We start from the raw sequence: 16,232 nt of genomic DNA, 5'->3' as shown, positions 1-16,232 counted from the left end.
GGGACGAGGCAGTGGGGATGCCTCGTCCCTCCGACTCTCGTAAGGGTCGAATCCGCTCTGAGAAGGTTCGGCCGGGGAGTGGTCGACCTCTGCTGTGCGGGCGTCGGCCGGGAACCCGACGCGAGGCCGATGGCCATACCTACAAGACCGGTATGACCGGAAATCGTGACGGTCAGAACCCGAGATTCTCGCTGTGCAGGACATCAGCTGCCGCTCGCCGCCGGGTCCACGGGCGCGAGCGACAGGAAGCGCATCTTGTTCTCGCCGTAGAAGCACGTCTGGACCATGAACTCCCCCGTCATACCGGTGAGTTCTTCGACGTTCGACCACTTGGGCGTGTGCCGCTCCTCGACCACCTCGTAGATCACGTCGGAGCCCTCGACGGTGACCCGCTGACCGAGCTCCCAGCCGAGGATCACGTCTCCCCCGCAGTTGTTGTGTGCGGCGAACAGCGGCAGCACGTCGTCGATGCGGTAGCTGACCATCTCGGTGAACGTGCCGTCGCATCGGTCGAGCTCGACCATCCCGCCCTCGACCCCGAGCCTGATGACGGGAAGCTCGTCGGGCGCGAAGACCTCATGGAACGTCTTCAGCACCGAGACTTTGACGTCACCGGTCACTTTGTCGACCGCATCGGGGGCGAGCACGGATGCGGAGAGGAAGGATGCTCCCAGTCCGACGAGCAGGATGCTGGTCGACAGCAGACCGATGCGTCGCCGCGGGCGGCGGCGTGTCACGGGCTCGCCGGGTTCGTCGCCGTTCGCGGCGGTGCGGTCCACTGCGACGTCGACCGTCATGAGTCGGAGCCAGCGGACACGTGCGTCGCTCGTCGGCCGCTGCGGTTCTTCCGGGCACGGCGAGGCTTGACGACGATGAACGTGAGTGCCGGCACCCCGACGACGAGCAGCGCCCACCACGGGAAGCCGGCGGGGTCGGTGGTGTCCGCGATGGTCGTCACGGCGGAGTCCTCGGTCGGAGCATCGATGCGCTCTGCGCGCACGAGCAGGCGGTGCGTGTTGACGCCGGTGGGCGTGCACGTGACGAGCGTGAGGTAGTCCTTGCCGGCGACCTGACGCAGGTCTTCCGCGTCGTCGGGAAGCACGGTCTTGGTCTGATCGACCTCGTAGTAGAGGTCTTCGCCCAGTGCGCTGACGATGATGACGTCGCCCTCGACGAGTTCATCGATGTCATCGAAGAGGGTGGCCTGCACGAAGCCGTTGTGGCCGGTGAGCACCGAATGCGTCCCCGGTCCACCGACAGGAAGCGATGAGCCGTAGAGGTGCCCGATACCGCGAGACAGTGTGTCTTCATCGGTGCCGTGGAAGACCGGCAGATCGACGTGGATGCTCGGAATGCGAATCCGCGCCATCGTGTCGGTTCCCTCGGTGGTCAGAGTGTCGAAGTACGCCGAGGCCCCCTCGCCGATCGCCGTCTGCTGTCCGTCTGCTCCGAGGGCATACGGGTCGCGCAGCGGCCCGGTCGGAAGATTCTCGTTGTACTCCTCAGCGGCGGCGAGCATCTCGTCGACCGCCTCATCGGGGATCTGCTCGACGGACTGGATGTACCCGTCGACGTCGGTGTCGTGAGACCAGGCCGAGAACCAGGAGGCCGCGGTCGGGTAGACGAGGACCACGATGCCGATGGTCGCGATGAGCATGACGATCGACTGGCTCCATCCCCACCGCGCCTTCTGGGCGGTGGCACCCGTAGCGGGTCGCGCTGGGGCGTCCGGTGCGGACGCGTCGATGAGGGTCATGCTGCGCTTTCTGATCGGAGCTGGAGAAGAAGTAGGTGGAAACGAATGGGCCGTGCGGGGGAAGGGATCTCTTCACCTCCCCCGCACGGCCGGTCTTTCGGATTACGCCTGTGCTGCGGCCTTGCGACGGCTGCGGATGGCGAGCAGGACCGCTCCACCGAGCAGCATGACGCCGCCGGCGAGGAACAGGGTCGTGCCGGTGCCACCGGTCAGCGGCAGGGTGAAGCCGGCGTTCGAGGGAACGTTGACGACCTCGAGGTCGACGCCCACAGCCGAGGTGGCGGCGGTGACGGTGAACTCGATCGGAGCTGCGAGCAGCTCGAACCCGTCGGGTGCGACGATCTCAGCGAGCCAGTACGACTGGTAGCCGTCTTCGCCCACGGCGACGGTGGCGTTGTCAGCCCAGTCGGAGTAGCGCAGACCCGAGATGGTCACGGTGCCGTCAGCGGCGACCGCGAACTCGGTCGAACCGGCGAGAGCGATGGCGTTGGTGCCGTCGATCGCGTCCTGCTGGGTCGGGTACACCGAGAACACTGCACCGGTGAGCGGTGCGCCGGCCTTGTCGGTCTTCTCGACCGTGATGTCGCCCCACTTGGTGATGACCTCGGGGGTGACGGTGGGTCCGCCGGGCTCGCCCGGTGCGACCGTGTACGAACCGGCGTTCGGGTAGAGCACTGCCGTGTTGGCGATCTCGCCGACCGTGTTGACCTCGGCGGTGATGACGACCTGAACCTCGGTGGCCGGGTGAGCCGCGAGAACTGCGCGACCCGCAGCGGTGAACTCGACCGTCACCGCGTTGGTGGCGGCGTCGTGGACGACCGTGTAGTCACCCGCAGCGAGCGGGGTCCCGTCGACGAGCGTCACAGCGGCGCTCACGTAGTCGAGCTTGGCGTCGAGCGTGTCGACGATCTTGTAGCCGTCGATGACTGCGACGTTGGGGATGCCTGCCGTGATCGTGAAGTCGATCTCGTCGCCGAGCTTGATGTCGGCCGAGTCCTCGACGGTCTTGGTCGCCTCGGTGAGGGCGTTCTTCGGGTAGACGTGCACGTCGTACAGCCACGTGCTGTCATCGGCCGGGTCCGTCAGCGGGACCGTCACGAGGAACGGGGCCACACCGGTGGAGCCAGCGAGCGGAGCGGTCTCCACCACGAAGTAGAGGCCGAGGTCGAGGTTCGCCAGGGCGATCTCACCGTTCGCGTCGGTCAGGGTCTGACCGCCGATCGCGCTGGCCGTGTATCCGGCAGCCGTGATGTCAGCGACGCTGTCGGGGTTCAGGTCGGCGAGATCGTTCGCGTCGACCCAGCCCTGGTTGCTCGTCAGGTCGATCGTGTCGACCTTGTAGACCGTGAAGCCCACGCCCGGCAGCGGTGCCAGTGCGACGTTCTGCTCGGTGCCGTCGTTCGGCAGGCCGGTGGGCGTCTCGGGTGCCTCGAACTTGTGGATCGTCAGCGAACCGACGGCGTCCGGGTCGACGAGGTTGGGCGTCGCGGCGCTTGCAGGCGCTGCGAGGGTCAGCGCGGCGACGCCTGCGACGAGCAGACCTGCCGCGACGCGGGATCCGCGTCCGTTGTTGGGAGTGTTCACTGTGTCTCTCTCTAGGTGGCCAGGTCGCCCTGGTGGGTTACAGATGGTGGATTGTGAGAAGTGCAGATCAGATCTGCGGGTCTGTGGTGTCGGCACGTGTGTTGCGTCGGCGGACCCAGAGGGCCAGCCCGCCCGCGCCGAGCACGGTCAGGGAACCGGCGAGGATGTAGGGCAGTGCGCCCGTCCCTCCGGTGGTCGGAAGGGTCAGCGCCGGCACGTCGCGCACCGTGATGATCTGACCGGTGGAGGTCACCGCCTGATCGCCGCCTGCGGTGATGCTCACCGTGCGGTCCGGGTTGATGACGAACTTCACGGGAGCGGCGAGCAGGCTGAACCCGTCGGGTGCCGTCAGCTCGCTCAACCAGTACGTGCCGGCCGGGATGCTGTCGATCTGGAACAGACCGGTCTCGACCCCGTTGATGGTGAAGGGAAGCGCCGTGCCCGGCTGCCCGTTCGCGTCTGCGAGCACCGCGAACGAGGAGCCGTCCATGCGCACCCAGGTGTTCGCTGCCGCTTCGCCGACCTTCTCGACCTTCAGCGGGATGCGGAACGGCTCGACGGGGGTCTCGGTGCTGTCGTTGTTCGAGCGCACCGGACCGCCCTTGGGGTCGGTTCCCGTGGAGTAGGCCGTGTTGATGACCTTCTTCGCGTCGACGTCTGCCTGACCGATGACGTACGGCGCATTCGCGGCGCACGTCGAGATCTGGGTCGGCGCGATCGTCGTGGGCGTGCAGGTGACGGTGATGTTGCGCTGCGTCAGGCGGTCATCGACCACGGTGATGTTCGCGACCGTGATGTTTCCGGTGTTGGTGACGGTGAACGCGTACATGATGTGGTCGCCGAGCCCGGTCACGCCGTCCTGATCGATGTCCACGACCGAGGCGGTCTTGTCGAGCACGAGAGCGGGCGTCCAGGTGGCGGGGATGATCTCGTCATCGGTGTCCGTGACGTTCGGTCCGACCGCCGGCGTTCCGGTGGCCCGTGCGACGTTCGTCAGCGGAGCGCTGTCGAGGTCCGCCTGCTGCACCACGTAGGTGGCCGTGCACGTCATCTTGGCGCCACTGGCGAGTGTGGATCCCTGAATCGGTGTGCAGGACAGCGTCGTCATGTCGCCCGCACCCGAGAACGTGTCCTCGGTGATCCGCACGTTCGTGAGGTTCGTGTTGAGCGTCGTGTTCGTCGCGGCCTTGGGAGTCGTGTTGGTCGCCACGAAGCTGTAGGTGATGACGTCGCCGACCTTCGAGTACACCTTGTCGGGATCGGTGTCGCTCGTCACGGCGACGCCGTTCACGGCGGTGATGCTCTTGACGATGTCGATCGACGGCTGGATGACCTCGAGCGACGCGTTGGCCGGCGGGTTCAAGTTCGTCGTGATGTTGGCGGGACCGTTGATGTAGGTGCCGTTCACCGTCGAAGTGACATCGACCGTGATGGTGCACGATGCCTGCCCGAGGGCGAGGTCGCCGCCGGTGACCGACACCGAGGTTCCGCCGGCCGGCGCCGTGACCACATAAGCCGCACCGGTGCGCTGCGTGCAGGTGCCGCCGACGTTCGGGGCCGCCGCGATCTTGAGGTTCGTCGGCAGCGCGTCGGTGATGGTCCAATCGCTCTTGGCCATGAGGTCGGTCGTGTTCGTGACGGTCAGCGTCATCTTCGAGGTCGAGCCGTTGGTGATCACGGTCGGGCTGAACGCCTTGTCGAGCTGTGGGGTCACATCGACGATCTGCGGCAGATCGAAGGCGACGTCGTTGCCCGCGCCGGTGGCCGTCGCGTTGTAGAGCATCAGACCGAGGTTCGCCGTGGTTCCGACGGGCACCTGGTAGGCGGCCGACTGCAGCTTCGCGATCTGCGTCTCCCACACCGTGTTGTTCGTGCAGGGGTTGAGTCCCGTGCTGAGCACGATCGGGGTGCCGTTCACGAGGAGGCTGAAGGTCTCCTTGGGCTGGTTCGCTCCGCCGGCTGCGGGACAGTTGACCGCAGCGAAGTATGCGGAGACCGCGTAGTAGTGACCGCCGATGGCCGGGATGGTGTTGACCGTACGGAACTGCGTGCCCGCGGCGATCGCTCCGTTCGTCGCATTCGTGTACGACGTCAGCACCTGGTTGGTCGCGGCCTGCGTCGTCGTCTGGCCCTGCGCGACTCCGAGCGCACGAGCCATCTGCTGCAGCGTCGTCCACGTCGTGCTGACGTTGTTCAGGCAGCCCAGGTCAGTGACGGGCGCCGTCGGAGTCGCACCGCTCATGATCCAGCCGTTGCACTGGTTGCCGGCCGGGGTGTACTGCGTCGAAGCCGTGTACGTCGAGTTCGCGGCTGCCGCACCGCCGACGTAGGTGGTGATCGACCGTGCGGCGAGTGCTGCGCTCTGGTTCGAGAAGTCCTCGGTGTACACCGGAGTACCCGGCTGAGGGGTTCCCGGTGTGCCGGGCACCGTCGCCGCGGCTGTGATTCCACTGTTGGGGGCGAGCGTCGCTCCGGCGACGAGCACGCCGGCGATGGCGAGCACGCCGAGCAGCCGCGTGATCGCCCGTCGGCGAGGCGCGACTGCGGAGCGTAATGGCCGCTCCGTCGTGCGGTGGTGCGAGCGAATGCTCATGAATGTCCCAATCCCGGCATGCCCTCGACCCGCCGGATACGGCGGAGCGCGAGAGGCGGATGCCTGTCCCCGAAAGTCGTGTGTGTCCCCAGTGCGAGACAGGAAGCAGAAGCCGCCCGTCACATACCCAGACCCCGGCGCGGACTTTTTATGACGGGCGCGGGAGAAAACTTTTCGGGGGGCCTCTTCGGGCTGCCCTAAGCTCGCACCATGTTCAGCGCCGAGACCCTCGCGACCTTCGTCGTGGCCGCGTTCGTCATGGTCGTGATCCCCGGACCGACAGTGCTGTTCACGATCGGCCGGGCGATGGCCCTGGGGAGACTGGGCGGGTTCCTCAGCATCCTGGGCACGGCGCTCGGCTCGATCCTGCTCGTCGTCGCCGTCGCTTTGGGCGTCGGCACCGTCGTGGCGCAGTCGATCGTGCTGTTCACGATCGTGAAGGTGCTGGGCGCCGGCTACCTCGTGTTCCTCGGCGTCCAGGCCATCCGGCATCGAAAAGATGCCGCGGCCACGGTGACAGGACCTGTGGCGCGGCGATCAGGCGTGCGTCTGCTCGGTGAGGGGTTCGTCGTCGGGGTCACCAACCCCAAGTCGATCGCCTTCTTCCTGGCGATCCTTCCTCAGTTCGTCGACCTGCACGCAGGGTCGGTGCCGATGCAGCTCTTCGTGCTCGGCACGATCGTCGTCGCGATCGGAGTGGCCTGCGATGCGATCTGGGTGCTGCTGGCGAGCGCCGCGCGCGAATGGTTCGGACGCTCTCCGCGACGCATCGAGGCGATGGGCGCCACCGGCGGCGTGCTCATGATCGGGCTCGGCGCGTTCCTCCTGCTGTGGAACGACAAGCCTGCGAACGCCTGAGGCCGAGACTCACATACGCGCGAAGCGGGCGCGGACCATCGAGAAGACGCCGTAGATCGCGAGTCCGACCCCGACGAGCCAGAGGATCGCTCGGCCCAGGGGCAGGTCGACGAGGCTCCGCAGAGCCGCATCGAGACCGGCGGCCTTCTGCGGATCCTGCGTCCACGCGGCGACCACGAAGAGCGCACCGGTGACCGCGATCGCGATTCCCTTGGCGATGTAGCCGGCGACCCCGAGGGCGATGATCCCGGGCCGCGACGGGCCCGTCGGGACATCCATCGTCTTCTCGAAGCCCCGAGTGAATCCGATGACGATGAATCCGATGCCGACACCCGCGACGGTCAGACCGAGGACGATGAGCGCCACGATGCCACCCGGCGCCGAGAGCACGACGGCGCTGAGCGCCCGAGAGGTGTCTTCGGATTCGACGTGCCCGCCGAAGGCGAAGATCAGGGCCAAGCCGGCGATCACGAGGTACGCGCCCGCGATGCCGATCAGCTTGATCCTCATCCCCCACTTCCTGGTCTCCTTGCCGCCGGTGAGGAGACCGCTGGCGACCTGCCAGACAGCGAGCGCGATCAGGGCCACCGCGATCACGCCGAGGACCAGCCCGCCGACGGGCGTCGAGCGGATCTGCTCCATCGCGCCGTCCTGATCGGCGTCTCCACCGCCGCCGCTGGCGATCGACACGGCGATCGCCCCGATGATGATGTGCACGAGGCCGATCACCACGAATCCCGCCCGCGCCACGCGCCGGAAGGCATCGGATCGCTGCGCCGTGCGCGCGGCACCCTTCGCTGAGGTCATCCGAGCAGGATATCTGTCGGCGCGAAGACGTCGGAGGGGGTTGCGTCGGTGCCGAGAGCCGCCCTCGTCAGGTCGCTCTCCCGACGGGTTGGCGCAGGATCGTCCGGAGCTTCGCCGGTTCGACCCGTCGGACATCGCTGAGGTAGATCTCGTGGTGCAGGCCCGTCATCGACAGGCCGTTCTCGGGGATGAATCGATGGTGCAGCTCGTCGAGCACCGGGGCCTCGTCGTCGTAGGAGCCGATATGGAGCGTCTGCACGCTGAGCCCTTCGTCGAGGGTCTCGAGACGCACGGAGCGGAGGGCGGGTGCAGGCTGCTTCTTCTTCGCCAGCTTCGCCTCGACCGTGTCGACCGCGTGGTCGAACATCTCCGGGGTGACGTGGTCGGGCACCATGATCAGGAGAGTCCACCGCCACGCCGATTTGTCGCGGCGCGATGTGAACGACTCCATGTCGGGCGCGTGCCACTGCCCCTCGAGCGGCATCACCACCGTGTCGATCCCGAGCTGCTCCCTGCTCGCGAACTTGAGCGCGTAGGCGATCGGGAAGAGTGCGGACACTGCCTCCTGGTATGCCTGGGCGGTGTTGGGATCGCCCGCCCCGTCGACCATCAGATACTGCATCGAGGGAACATCGAGGATGCGGAACTCCCCGTGCTTCGCCTGATAGGCGTCGAGGGTCTTCTTCGGGTCGAGCGCCATCGCGGGTCCTCTCACGGCGGAATCGGCATCCGACCGTCGGCACAGTGTCGCACGGGCGACGGACGTCGGGTGGTCGGCGCGCATCCGCGCCGACCACCCTGACGCGCTCAGGCGGCCTCGACCGCGAGCCACAGCTCGCAGGACGCGTGCGTCCCGGTGAACTCGAGGTACCGGACGATCGAGGGCGCGGGCCGCAGCCGCCACGGATTCGACGGGAACCACTCCGTCGCCGTCGCCGCCCACAGCGTCTGCAGGGTCTCCGGGAACGGCCCCGTGGCGGCGAAGACCGCCCAGGCGCCCGCCTCGACCCTCACGACATCGAGATCGTCGGGCACCGAGGTGGTCGGCCGCACGGAGACTCCGTGCAGGTAGGTGAGCTCGGTGCCCTCCGGCGCATCCTGAGCGATGTCCCCCGTGATGGCCAGGATCCCCTCGGGCTGCGCATCGCTCAGCGCCTTGAGGCGAGCATGCTCCTCCGGGGCGATCGAGGAGATGTGCGCCTGGATGTGCGGATTGGTGCCCTCGTGGATGAGCGGCACTCGTGCGGCATGGCCGACGAGGACGAGCTCGGGGGTGTTGGTGATGGTGACGTGCATCGGGGTGCTCCCTTCGACGCTCAGGCGGAACCGAAGCGTGGGTTGTGTGCGGAGAGGACCCCCGTCTCGGCGCGCATCGACCGGGCTGATCCCGTGCACGGCGCGGAACGCCCGGCCGAACGCCTCGATCGAGCCGTACCCGTGTCGCACGGCGACGTCGAGCACGTTCGGGGCGCCGGCGGCGAGTTCTGCGCCGGCCAGCGTCATCCGCCGACGGCGGACGTATTCCGACAGCGGCATCCCCGCCAGAGCCGAGAACATCCGGCGCAGGTGGTACTCCGTCGTGCCGTGCACGCGAGCGAACCCGGCGACGTCGATCTCGTCGCCGGTGCCTGCCTCGACGAGATCGACCAGTGCGTTGAGCGTTCCGATCATGAGGTCCTCCTTTCCCCACCATCGTGCGGCCCGAGGGCGATCTGCGACCCGACTTTCCGTGTCGGATCCGATCGATCGCCTCTCGGAGGTCAGCTCCGCTCGCCCGGATCGGCGAGCAGGTCGGCGAATGCCAGCTCGGCCGCGCCGATCAGCAGCCGGTCAGCGCCGAGAGCGGCCGGGCGGATCTCGAGCGCCTCGGCGCTCTCCGACATCGCGAGCGCCGTCACATCGTCGACGATCTGATCCGCCCGCAGATCGGCGAGGGTGGCGAGGAATCCGCCCAGCACCACGAGAGCAGGATTGAGCACGTTGACGGCATTGGCCAGCGCGCTCGCGAGCACATGCGCCTGACGCGTGATCTCGGCGGCCACCACCGGAGAGTCGGATTCGGAGAGCTCGGCGGCGAGCGTCTCATCGTCGGCGGAGTCGAGGCCGACCGCATCGAGAAGCAGCCGGCGGCTCACCTCGGCCTCGAGCACACCGTCGCGAGTGCGGCGGTCGGCGTCTGCCGAGATCCGGGGTCTGTTCTGACCGAACTCCCCCGCGTACCCACCCGCCCCGGCGACCGGCCTCCCGTGGATGATCAGTCCGCCTCCGATACCCGACGCACCTCCGTTCAGGTAGACCACGTCGTCGATCCCCCGGCCGGCGCCGTAGCGGTGCTCGGCGATGGCTCCGAGCGTGGCGTCGTTGTCGACGAAGGCCGCAGACGCCGTCGCCGAACGGACGAGATCGGCGAGCGGCACATCGGTCCAGCCGAGATGAGGCGCATTGCGCACGACACCGTCGGATGTTCGCACGAGGCCGGGGACCGCGACACCGATCGCCGCGATCCGTGCCGCGGCGAGCGCCCCTTCGCGCCAGGCGGCGATGCGATCGGCGATCGTCGACACCACCGCATCCGGCGTCGGAACGGTCTCGTTCGGCAGGCGCTCGCGCAGGACGATGCTGCGGTCGAGGCCGATCGCAGCGATCTCGATCGCGTCGACCTCAGGGTTCACCGCGATGGCGACGACGCGAGCCGACGCCGTCACGACCGGTGAGGGACGCCCCACACGGCCGGGTACGTCGGGTATGCGCTCGTCGACGAGACCGCGTCTGACGAGCTCTGCGACGAGGTCGGCGATCGTCGAGCGGTTGAGCCCGGTCTGCTCGGTCAGCGCGGCTCTCGACTGCGCGCCGTTCTCGTGCACGAGCCGCAGGAGGAGGGCGAGGTTGTGCGGGCGGGTGCCCAGCGCGGGGCTCGGCTGCGTCGGCATCCCTTCACTGTAGGGGGTGGACGCACCTTCTGTCATGAGATATGTTGTGAATCACAACTTATTCGATGACCTGCACAGGAGCAGCCATGACCACCCCCACCCGTGACGACAAGTTCTCCTTCGGCCTGTGGACCGTCGGCTACAACGGCGCCGACCCGTTCGGCGGCCCCACGCGCCCGGCGCTCGACGTGGTGCACGCCGTCGAGAAGCTCGCCGAGCTCGGCGCGTACGGCCTGACCTTCCACGACGACGACCTGTTCGCCTTCGGCTCGACCGATGCCGAGCGCCAGACTCAGATCGACCGCCTGAAGGGTGCGCTCTCCGACACCGGCCTCGTCGTGCCGATGGTCACCACCAACCTCTTCAGCGCGCCGATCTTCAAGGACGGCGGTTTCACCTCGAACGACCGCGACGTGCGCCGCTACGCGCTCCGCAAGGTGTTCCGTCAGCTCGATCTCGGTGCCGAGCTCGGGGCCAAGACCTTCGTCATGTGGGGTGGCCGCGAGGGTGCCGAGTACGACTCCGCCAAGGACATCCGCCAGGCGCTCGAGCGCTACCGCGAGGCCGTCAACCTGCTCGGCGACTACGTCACCGACAAGGGCTACGACATCCGCTTCGCGATCGAGCCGAAGCCCAACGAGCCGCGCGGCGACATCCTGCTGCCGACGCTGGGCCACGCCATCGCCTTCATCGACTCGCTCGAGCGCCCTGAGCTCGTCGGCGTGAACCCCGAGGTCGGGCACGAGCAGATGGCAGGACTCAACTTCACCGCGGGCATCGCTCAGGCGCTGTTCCACGGCAAGCTCTTCCACATCGATCTCAACGGCCAGCGCGGCATCAAGTACGACCAGGACCTCGTCTTCGGACACGGCGACCTGCACAACGCCTTCTCGCTCGTCGATCTGCTCGAGAACGGCGGCCCCGGTGGAGTGCCCGCCTACGACGGCCCCCGTCACTTCGACTACAAGCCGAGCCGCACCGAAGACGAGAAGGGCGTGTGGGAGTCGGCCGCCGCGAACATGCGCACGTACCTGCTGCTCAAGGAGCGGGCGGCCGCATTCCGCGCCGACCCCGAGGTGCAGGAGGCGCTCGCCGCCGCCCGCGTCGACGAGCTCTCGACGCCGACCCTCAACCCCGGAGAGAGCTACGACGACTTCCTCGCCGATCGCTCGGCATACGAGGACTTCGACGCGAACTCGTACTTCGGCGGCAAGGGCTTCGGGTTCGTCCGGCTGCAGCAGCTCGCGACCGAGCACCTGCTCGGCGCTCGCTGATCGTCATGCCACTGGTTCTCGGGGTCGACTCGTCGACCCAGTCGTGCAAGGTCGTCGTCGTCGACACGTCGACCGGGGCGGTCGTCCGCTCCGGTCGCGCGTCGCACCCGGAGGGGACGTCGGTCGACCCCGAAGCCTGGTGGCAGGCGCTGAACGCCGCGATCGCGGAGGCGGGGTCGCTCGGCGACATCGCCGCGTGGTCGATCGGCGGGCAGCAGCACGGCCTCGTCGCGCTCGACGAGTCGGGCGCGGTGATCCGCGACGCGCTGCTGTGGAACGACACACGTTCCGCCGGTGCGGCGCAGGATCTGATCGGCGAGTTCGGTGCGTCCGAACTCGCCGACCGCACCGGCCTCGTGCCCGTCGCCTCGTTCACGATCACCAAGCTGCGCTGGCTGCGCGACCACGAACCGGACAACGCGGCACGGGTCGCCGCCGTCGCTCTGCCGCACGACTGGCTGACGTGGCGTCTGCGCGGGTTCGGACCCGACAACCCCGTGCTCGACGAGCTGGTGACCGATCGGTCCGACGCCTCCGGCACCGGATACTGGAACCCGTCGACGGGCGACTATGACCGCGAGCTGCTGGTGGCGGCGCTCGGCCATGACGCGATCCTCCCCCGGGTGCTCGCCCACGACGAGTGGGTGACGGATGCCGACGACCGGCGCGTCGGTGCGGGAGCGGGTGACAACGCGGCCGCCGCGCTCGGACTCGGCGCCGTGCCGGGTGATGTGGTCGTGTCGATCGGCACCTCGGGCACGGTCTGCGCCGTCAGCACCACTCCTCTGAGTGACCCGACCGGGACCGTCGCGGGCTTCGCCGACACCTCGGGCAACTTCCTGCCTCTCGTCGCCACGCTCAACGCCGCGCGGGTGGTCGACGTGACCGCTGCGCTGCTCGGGGTCACGCACAGCGAGTTCAGCGACCTCGCGCTGCGGGCCGCCCCCGGCGCGAGCGGCCTCACTCTGCTCCCCTACTTCGAGGGCGAGCGCACCCCGAATCTGCCGGATGCCACGGCCTCCCTCTCGGGGATGACACTCGCCTCGACGACGAGGGAGAACCTCGCCCGCGCCGCCGTCGAGGGGATGCTCCGAGGACTCGGCGCCGGGCTCGACGCACTGCGCGATCTCGGCATCCCGCTCGAACGCGCCCTGCTGATCGGCGGCGGAGCGCAGTCGGAGGCCGTGCGTCGCATCGCGCCGGAGATCCTCGGCCTGCCGGTCGAGGTGCCCGAGCCCGGCGAGTACGTCGCCCTCGGCGCCGCCCGGCAGGCATCACAGCTCGTCGGCTGATCCCGCCGGAACGCACCCCGTCGGGAGGAGATCTCCTTGTCGGGAGGACGAATTCGCCGCATCCGTCCTCCCGAAGCGCAGTTCTCCTCCCGAGCGGGCGACCGAACGACCGAGCACACGAGCGGGGCGGATGCCGTCAGCCGGCCAGCACCCTGGCGTCCCGCTGGGCGATGATGCTCAGCTCCGCCGCCGCGAAGGCGTGCGCCTGTGTCATCGCGTGCTCGGTGCGGTCGATGCAGTCGCGGATCAGCTGACCGAAGAAGGGGAACCCCGTCTTGCCTGTCGCGTCGAAGCGGAACTGTCCGTCCTGATCGACGAGCAGCACCTGTCCGCCGCCGTTGTCGGTCGTGATGTCGGTGTACTTGCGCAATTCGATGTATCCGTCGGTGCCGAGCAGCACGGTGCGACCGTCGCCGAAGACGTCGAGCCCCGCCGGGGTGAACCAGTCGACGCGCACGTAGCCGGTGGTGCCGTTGTCGAGCACGACGTGGGCGTCTCCGAAGTCCTGCAGGCCCGGAGTGTCGGGGTGCGCGTAGTTGGCGACGGTCGAGCTCACGATCTCGCCGGTCGTCGCGCCCGTGTAGTACAGCATCTGCTCGAAGTTGTGACTGCCGATGTCGCAGATGATGCCGCCGTACTGCTCGGGGTCGTAGAACCAGTCGGGCCGCCCCGTGCCGATGCGATGGGGGCCGAATGACGCGACCTGCAGCACGGTGCCGATCGCGCCCCGATCGATCAGCTGGCCGGCGAGGATCGCCGCCTCGGAATGCACGCGCTCGCCGTAGTACACGGCGAACTTCCGCCCGGTGCGCTCGACGGCCTCTCGAGCGGCATCCAGGTCGTGCATCGTCGTGATGGCGGGTTTGTCGGCGAAGAAGTCCTTGCCCGCGTCGAGCACGCGCACGCCGAGTGGAGCCCGCCGATTCGCGATCGATGCACTGGCGACGAGCCGCACCTCCGAGTCGTCGAGCACCTCCCGCTCGCTCGCGGCGGCACGCGCCTGCGGGAAGCGTTCGAGGAAGTCGGCGATCTTCACCGGGTCCTCGTCGAAGACCAGCGAAAGGGTTGCGCCGGCCTCGATCAGCTGCTCGACCATGCCGACGATGTGACCGTGGTCCAGTCCGATCGCGGCGAAGACGAACTCGCCGGGTGCGACGACAGGTTCGGGGAGCGGATCGAAGGTGTAGGTGCGGGTCATCGCCGGGTCTCCTCGTGGTTCATGTCATAGGTGCGCAGGCGTCCGCACATGCCGAATCCGCGGTCTCCCCCCGAGGGTACGGCTTCGTGCACGCGAGCATCGGCCAGGTGCGCCACCGAACCGGATGCCACGGCATCGGCGAGCGCCACCGAGCGCTCGGCCTGAGCCAGCGGACCCTGGCGCACGAGGTCGCCCCACGCCTCGGCGCGGTGGCGTACGAGCACACCGGCGGCGGCATGGAACGCGCGGAGCGCGCCGTGATCCCCACCCGAGACGGCATCCCGCAGCGTCTCGAATCCCGTCACGGCGAGATCGCGTCGTCGGGCCGCTCGCTCGGCGCGTTCATCTGCATCGTCTCCGAGCGAGGCCGCCGCCGCATACGCGTCGGGGTCGCCCACGATCTCGGCGGGGAACGTCATCACCGCATCACCCGCCTCGGGGAGTCCGGCGTCGCTCATCAGCACGACGACCCGCAGGTCGCCGCCGTTCACGGCACGGTGGATGGTGCCAGGGGTGAACCAGACGACGGACCCCGACCTCAGCGGGGTCTCATGGAACCCGGCGGCGTCGATCGTCTGCAGGGCTCCCTCACCGGAGATCACGACATAGGCCTCGGTCGAGACGAGGTGCATGTGAGGGCTGCCGCCGCAGATGCCGTCCGGCGCGGCATCCGGGTAGACGTCGAGGTGCGACAGCGATGTGCCGCCGGGGAACGAGGATGCGGTCACGACGCCGCCTCCACGAGCGACGCGGTCTTCTCGAAGAAGTGCGGGGCGTTCGCCACCAGCTGTCCCGCCCGATAGTAGGGATCGGACGCCGTGATCGGCAGCGAGACGAACTGGCGCTCGAAGCCGGACTTGTAGATCGCGGTCACCACCTCGACCGCATCGCGGCCGTCCTGTCCGCCGGCGATCGGGACTCTCCCGTCACGGATCGCGCTGAGCAGGTCGCCGATCTGGCCCTCATGCCCGAGGTGGGCGAGCGGGGCACGGCCGGCGACGAGCTCCTCGATGCGTGCGACGGCCTCGGGGTCTCCGCCGTCAGCGGGAAATCCGTCGCGTCGGGACTGCTCGGCGACGACGGAGAACGGCTGGGACACCCGGGCGTTCGCCCCCTGGATCACGATCGCCTGCTCCTCCCCGTGGTGCACCACGGAGCTGGTCAGCTGCGCGAGCCCCCGTTCGTAGCGGAAGACGGCGACCGAGAGATCCTCGACTTCGGCGTTGTCGTGCTGCGCGTTGGCGAGCATGGCCGTGATCTCGGCCGGGCGTCCGAGCAGCCACAACAGCAGGTCGATGTGGTGGATGGCGTGGTTCAGCGTGCAGCCGCCCCCCTCTTTCTCCCAAGTGCCGCGCCACCAGAGGTCGTAGTACGGCAGCCCACGCCACCACGCCGAGTCGACCCGGACGTGCGAGATCGATCCGAGCAGACCCGAGTCGACGACCTCCTTCAGCGCGGCGAGATCGTCGCGGAATCGGTTCTGCGCGACGACGGACAGCACACGGCCCGAACGCTCCTGCGCGGCGAGCATCGCATCGCACTCCTCGAGGGACGGAGCCATGGGCTTCTCGACCAGCACGTGGATGCCGGCATCGAGCGCAGCGGTCGCGAGCGAGGCGTGCGTCGACGGCGGGGTCGCGATGCTCACCAGGTCGACGAGACCCGAGGCGATCATCGCGAGCGGATCATCGAACGTCGCCGCCCGCGTGAGCCCGAACGCCTCGGCCTTCTGCGCGGCCCGCCCGGGGATGACGTCGGCGAGCGCGGCGATCTCGCAGTCGCCCGCGAAGGCGAGGTATCCGCTGATGTGCGCGTCGGCGATCCCGCCGGTGCCGATGATGCCGATCCTGAGCATTCGCTGCCTCCCCGATGAGGTGTTACTACGTATTACTAAGACGTAGTAGATACTATCGAGACAGACACCCGCCACGTCAAGCCCG

At 68.3% G+C, this 16,232-nt stretch carries 14 protein-coding genes; 3 read left to right on the top strand and 11 right to left on the bottom strand.

The genetic code is table 11. The features are described 5' to 3' along the window. Positions 1 to 203: 203 nt before the first annotated feature. The 4 genes from BEP68_RS10585 to BEP68_RS10570 form a co-directional block, all read right to left on the bottom strand. The gene (locus tag BEP68_RS10585) at positions 204 to 797 is read right to left on the bottom strand and encodes a hypothetical protein (RefSeq protein WP_053098786.1); all 594 of its coding nucleotides are present in this window, start codon (positions 795 to 797) and stop codon (positions 204 to 206) included. Further along, complete coding sequence (locus BEP68_RS10580) at positions 794 to 1,756, bottom strand: class C sortase (RefSeq protein WP_056276889.1); 963 nt, start codon at positions 1,754 to 1,756, stop codon at positions 794 to 796. The genes BEP68_RS10585 and BEP68_RS10580 overlap by 4 nt, the downstream gene beginning before the upstream one ends. 102 nt (positions 1,757 to 1,858) lie before the next feature. Continuing rightward, complete coding sequence (locus BEP68_RS10575) at positions 1,859 to 3,340, bottom strand: SpaH/EbpB family LPXTG-anchored major pilin (protein ID WP_053098784.1); 1,482 nt, start codon at positions 3,338 to 3,340, stop codon at positions 1,859 to 1,861. 67 nt (positions 3,341 to 3,407) lie between these two features. Continuing rightward, positions 3,408 to 5,933: a prealbumin-like fold domain-containing protein gene (locus tag BEP68_RS10570; RefSeq protein WP_187249948.1), complete on the bottom strand. Its 2,526-nt coding sequence runs from the start codon at positions 5,931 to 5,933 to the stop codon at positions 3,408 to 3,410. Positions 5,934 to 6,143: 210 nt separating this feature from the next. Between BEP68_RS10570 and BEP68_RS10565 the strand changes: the two genes are divergently transcribed. Further along, a complete protein-coding gene (locus BEP68_RS10565) occupies positions 6,144 to 6,791 on the top strand; it encodes a LysE family translocator (RefSeq protein ID WP_072590739.1) in 648 nt (215 codons plus the stop codon). 9 nt (positions 6,792 to 6,800) lie between these two features. Here the strand turns inward: BEP68_RS10565 and BEP68_RS10560 are convergent, their stop codons facing one another. From BEP68_RS10560 to BEP68_RS10545, 4 genes are all read right to left on the bottom strand, one after another. Then, positions 6,801 to 7,598 (bottom strand): DUF1206 domain-containing protein, encoded by a 798-nt coding sequence (locus tag BEP68_RS10560; RefSeq protein ID WP_187249947.1) that lies wholly within the window; start codon positions 7,596 to 7,598, stop codon positions 6,801 to 6,803. A 67-nt stretch (positions 7,599 to 7,665) separates the two neighbouring features. Next, positions 7,666 to 8,298, bottom strand: coding sequence for a GyrI-like domain-containing protein (locus tag BEP68_RS10555; protein WP_187249946.1), 633 nt, complete (start codon positions 8,296 to 8,298; stop codon positions 7,666 to 7,668). Positions 8,299 to 8,405: 107 nt separating this feature from the next. Further along, positions 8,406 to 9,269, bottom strand: coding sequence for an AraC family transcriptional regulator (locus BEP68_RS10550; protein ID WP_187249945.1), 864 nt, complete (start codon positions 9,267 to 9,269; stop codon positions 8,406 to 8,408). 89 nt (positions 9,270 to 9,358) lie between these two features. Beyond that, the gene (locus tag BEP68_RS10545; protein ID WP_053098778.1) at positions 9,359 to 10,528 is read right to left on the bottom strand and encodes an ROK family transcriptional regulator; all 1,170 of its coding nucleotides are present in this window, start codon (positions 10,526 to 10,528) and stop codon (positions 9,359 to 9,361) included. Between the two features lie 86 nt (positions 10,529 to 10,614). On the opposite strand from BEP68_RS10545, the gene xylA reads away from it, so the two are divergent. Further along, complete coding sequence (gene xylA, locus BEP68_RS10540) at positions 10,615 to 11,802, top strand: xylose isomerase (protein ID WP_056276871.1); 1,188 nt, start codon at positions 10,615 to 10,617, stop codon at positions 11,800 to 11,802. Between the two features lie 5 nt (positions 11,803 to 11,807). Then, positions 11,808 to 13,094 (top strand): xylulokinase, encoded by a 1,287-nt coding sequence (gene xylB / locus BEP68_RS10535; RefSeq protein WP_187249944.1) that lies wholly within the window; start codon positions 11,808 to 11,810, stop codon positions 13,092 to 13,094. A 136-nt stretch (positions 13,095 to 13,230) separates the two neighbouring features. Here the strand turns inward: xylB and BEP68_RS10530 are convergent, their stop codons facing one another. Genes BEP68_RS10530 through BEP68_RS10520 form a run of 3 tightly spaced genes read right to left on the bottom strand, consistent with a single transcriptional unit; the run spans position 13,231 to position 16,147 of the window. Beyond that, positions 13,231 to 14,292, bottom strand: coding sequence for a Gfo/Idh/MocA family protein (locus tag BEP68_RS10530; RefSeq protein WP_187249943.1), 1,062 nt, complete (start codon positions 14,290 to 14,292; stop codon positions 13,231 to 13,233). Then, complete coding sequence (locus BEP68_RS10525) at positions 14,289 to 15,020, bottom strand: cupin domain-containing protein (RefSeq protein ID WP_157538080.1); 732 nt, start codon at positions 15,018 to 15,020, stop codon at positions 14,289 to 14,291. The genes BEP68_RS10530 and BEP68_RS10525 overlap by 4 nt, the downstream gene beginning before the upstream one ends. After that, the gene (locus tag BEP68_RS10520) at positions 15,017 to 16,147 is read right to left on the bottom strand and encodes a Gfo/Idh/MocA family protein (RefSeq protein ID WP_187249942.1); all 1,131 of its coding nucleotides are present in this window, start codon (positions 16,145 to 16,147) and stop codon (positions 15,017 to 15,019) included. The genes BEP68_RS10525 and BEP68_RS10520 overlap by 4 nt, the downstream gene beginning before the upstream one ends. Between the last annotated feature and the right edge of the window lie 85 nt (positions 16,148 to 16,232).

This window comes from Microbacterium sp. 4-7, assembly GCF_014332665.1.
Taxonomy (GTDB): Bacteria; Actinomycetota; Actinomycetes; order Actinomycetales; family Microbacteriaceae; genus Microbacterium.
The sequence above is the reverse complement of the archived record's forward strand: the minus strand, read 5'-3'. Positions and strand labels throughout refer to the sequence as shown.

What these genes read in the sequence shown, in the direction of transcription:
- BEP68_RS10555 (WP_187249946.1), bottom strand. Translation starts at nt 8,298, where the DNA reads ATGGCGCTCGACCCGAAGAAGACCCTCGACGCCTATCAGGCGAAGCAC.
- BEP68_RS10545 (WP_053098778.1), bottom strand. Translation starts at nt 10,528, where the DNA reads ATGCCGACGCAGCCGAGCCCCGCGCTGGGCACCCGCCCGCACAACCTC.
- xylA (WP_056276871.1), top strand. Translation starts at nt 10,615, where the DNA reads ATGACCACCCCCACCCGTGACGACAAGTTCTCCTTCGGCCTGTGGACC.
- BEP68_RS10560 (WP_187249947.1), bottom strand. Translation starts at nt 7,598, where the DNA reads ATGACCTCAGCGAAGGGTGCCGCGCGCACGGCGCAGCGATCCGATGCC.
- BEP68_RS10580 (WP_056276889.1), bottom strand. Translation starts at nt 1,756, where the DNA reads ATGACCCTCATCGACGCGTCCGCACCGGACGCCCCAGCGCGACCCGCT.
- BEP68_RS10585 (WP_053098786.1), bottom strand. Translation starts at nt 797, where the DNA reads ATGACGGTCGACGTCGCAGTGGACCGCACCGCCGCGAACGGCGACGAA.
- BEP68_RS10550 (WP_187249945.1), bottom strand. Translation starts at nt 9,269, where the DNA reads ATGATCGGAACGCTCAACGCACTGGTCGATCTCGTCGAGGCAGGCACC.
- BEP68_RS10570 (WP_187249948.1), bottom strand. Translation starts at nt 5,933, where the DNA reads ATGAGCATTCGCTCGCACCACCGCACGACGGAGCGGCCATTACGCTCC.
- BEP68_RS10565 (WP_072590739.1), top strand. Translation starts at nt 6,144, where the DNA reads ATGTTCAGCGCCGAGACCCTCGCGACCTTCGTCGTGGCCGCGTTCGTC.
- xylB (WP_187249944.1), top strand. Translation starts at nt 11,808, where the DNA reads ATGCCACTGGTTCTCGGGGTCGACTCGTCGACCCAGTCGTGCAAGGTC.
- BEP68_RS10520 (WP_187249942.1), bottom strand. Translation starts at nt 16,147, where the DNA reads ATGCTCAGGATCGGCATCATCGGCACCGGCGGGATCGCCGACGCGCAC.
- BEP68_RS10530 (WP_187249943.1), bottom strand. Translation starts at nt 14,292, where the DNA reads ATGACCCGCACCTACACCTTCGATCCGCTCCCCGAACCTGTCGTCGCA.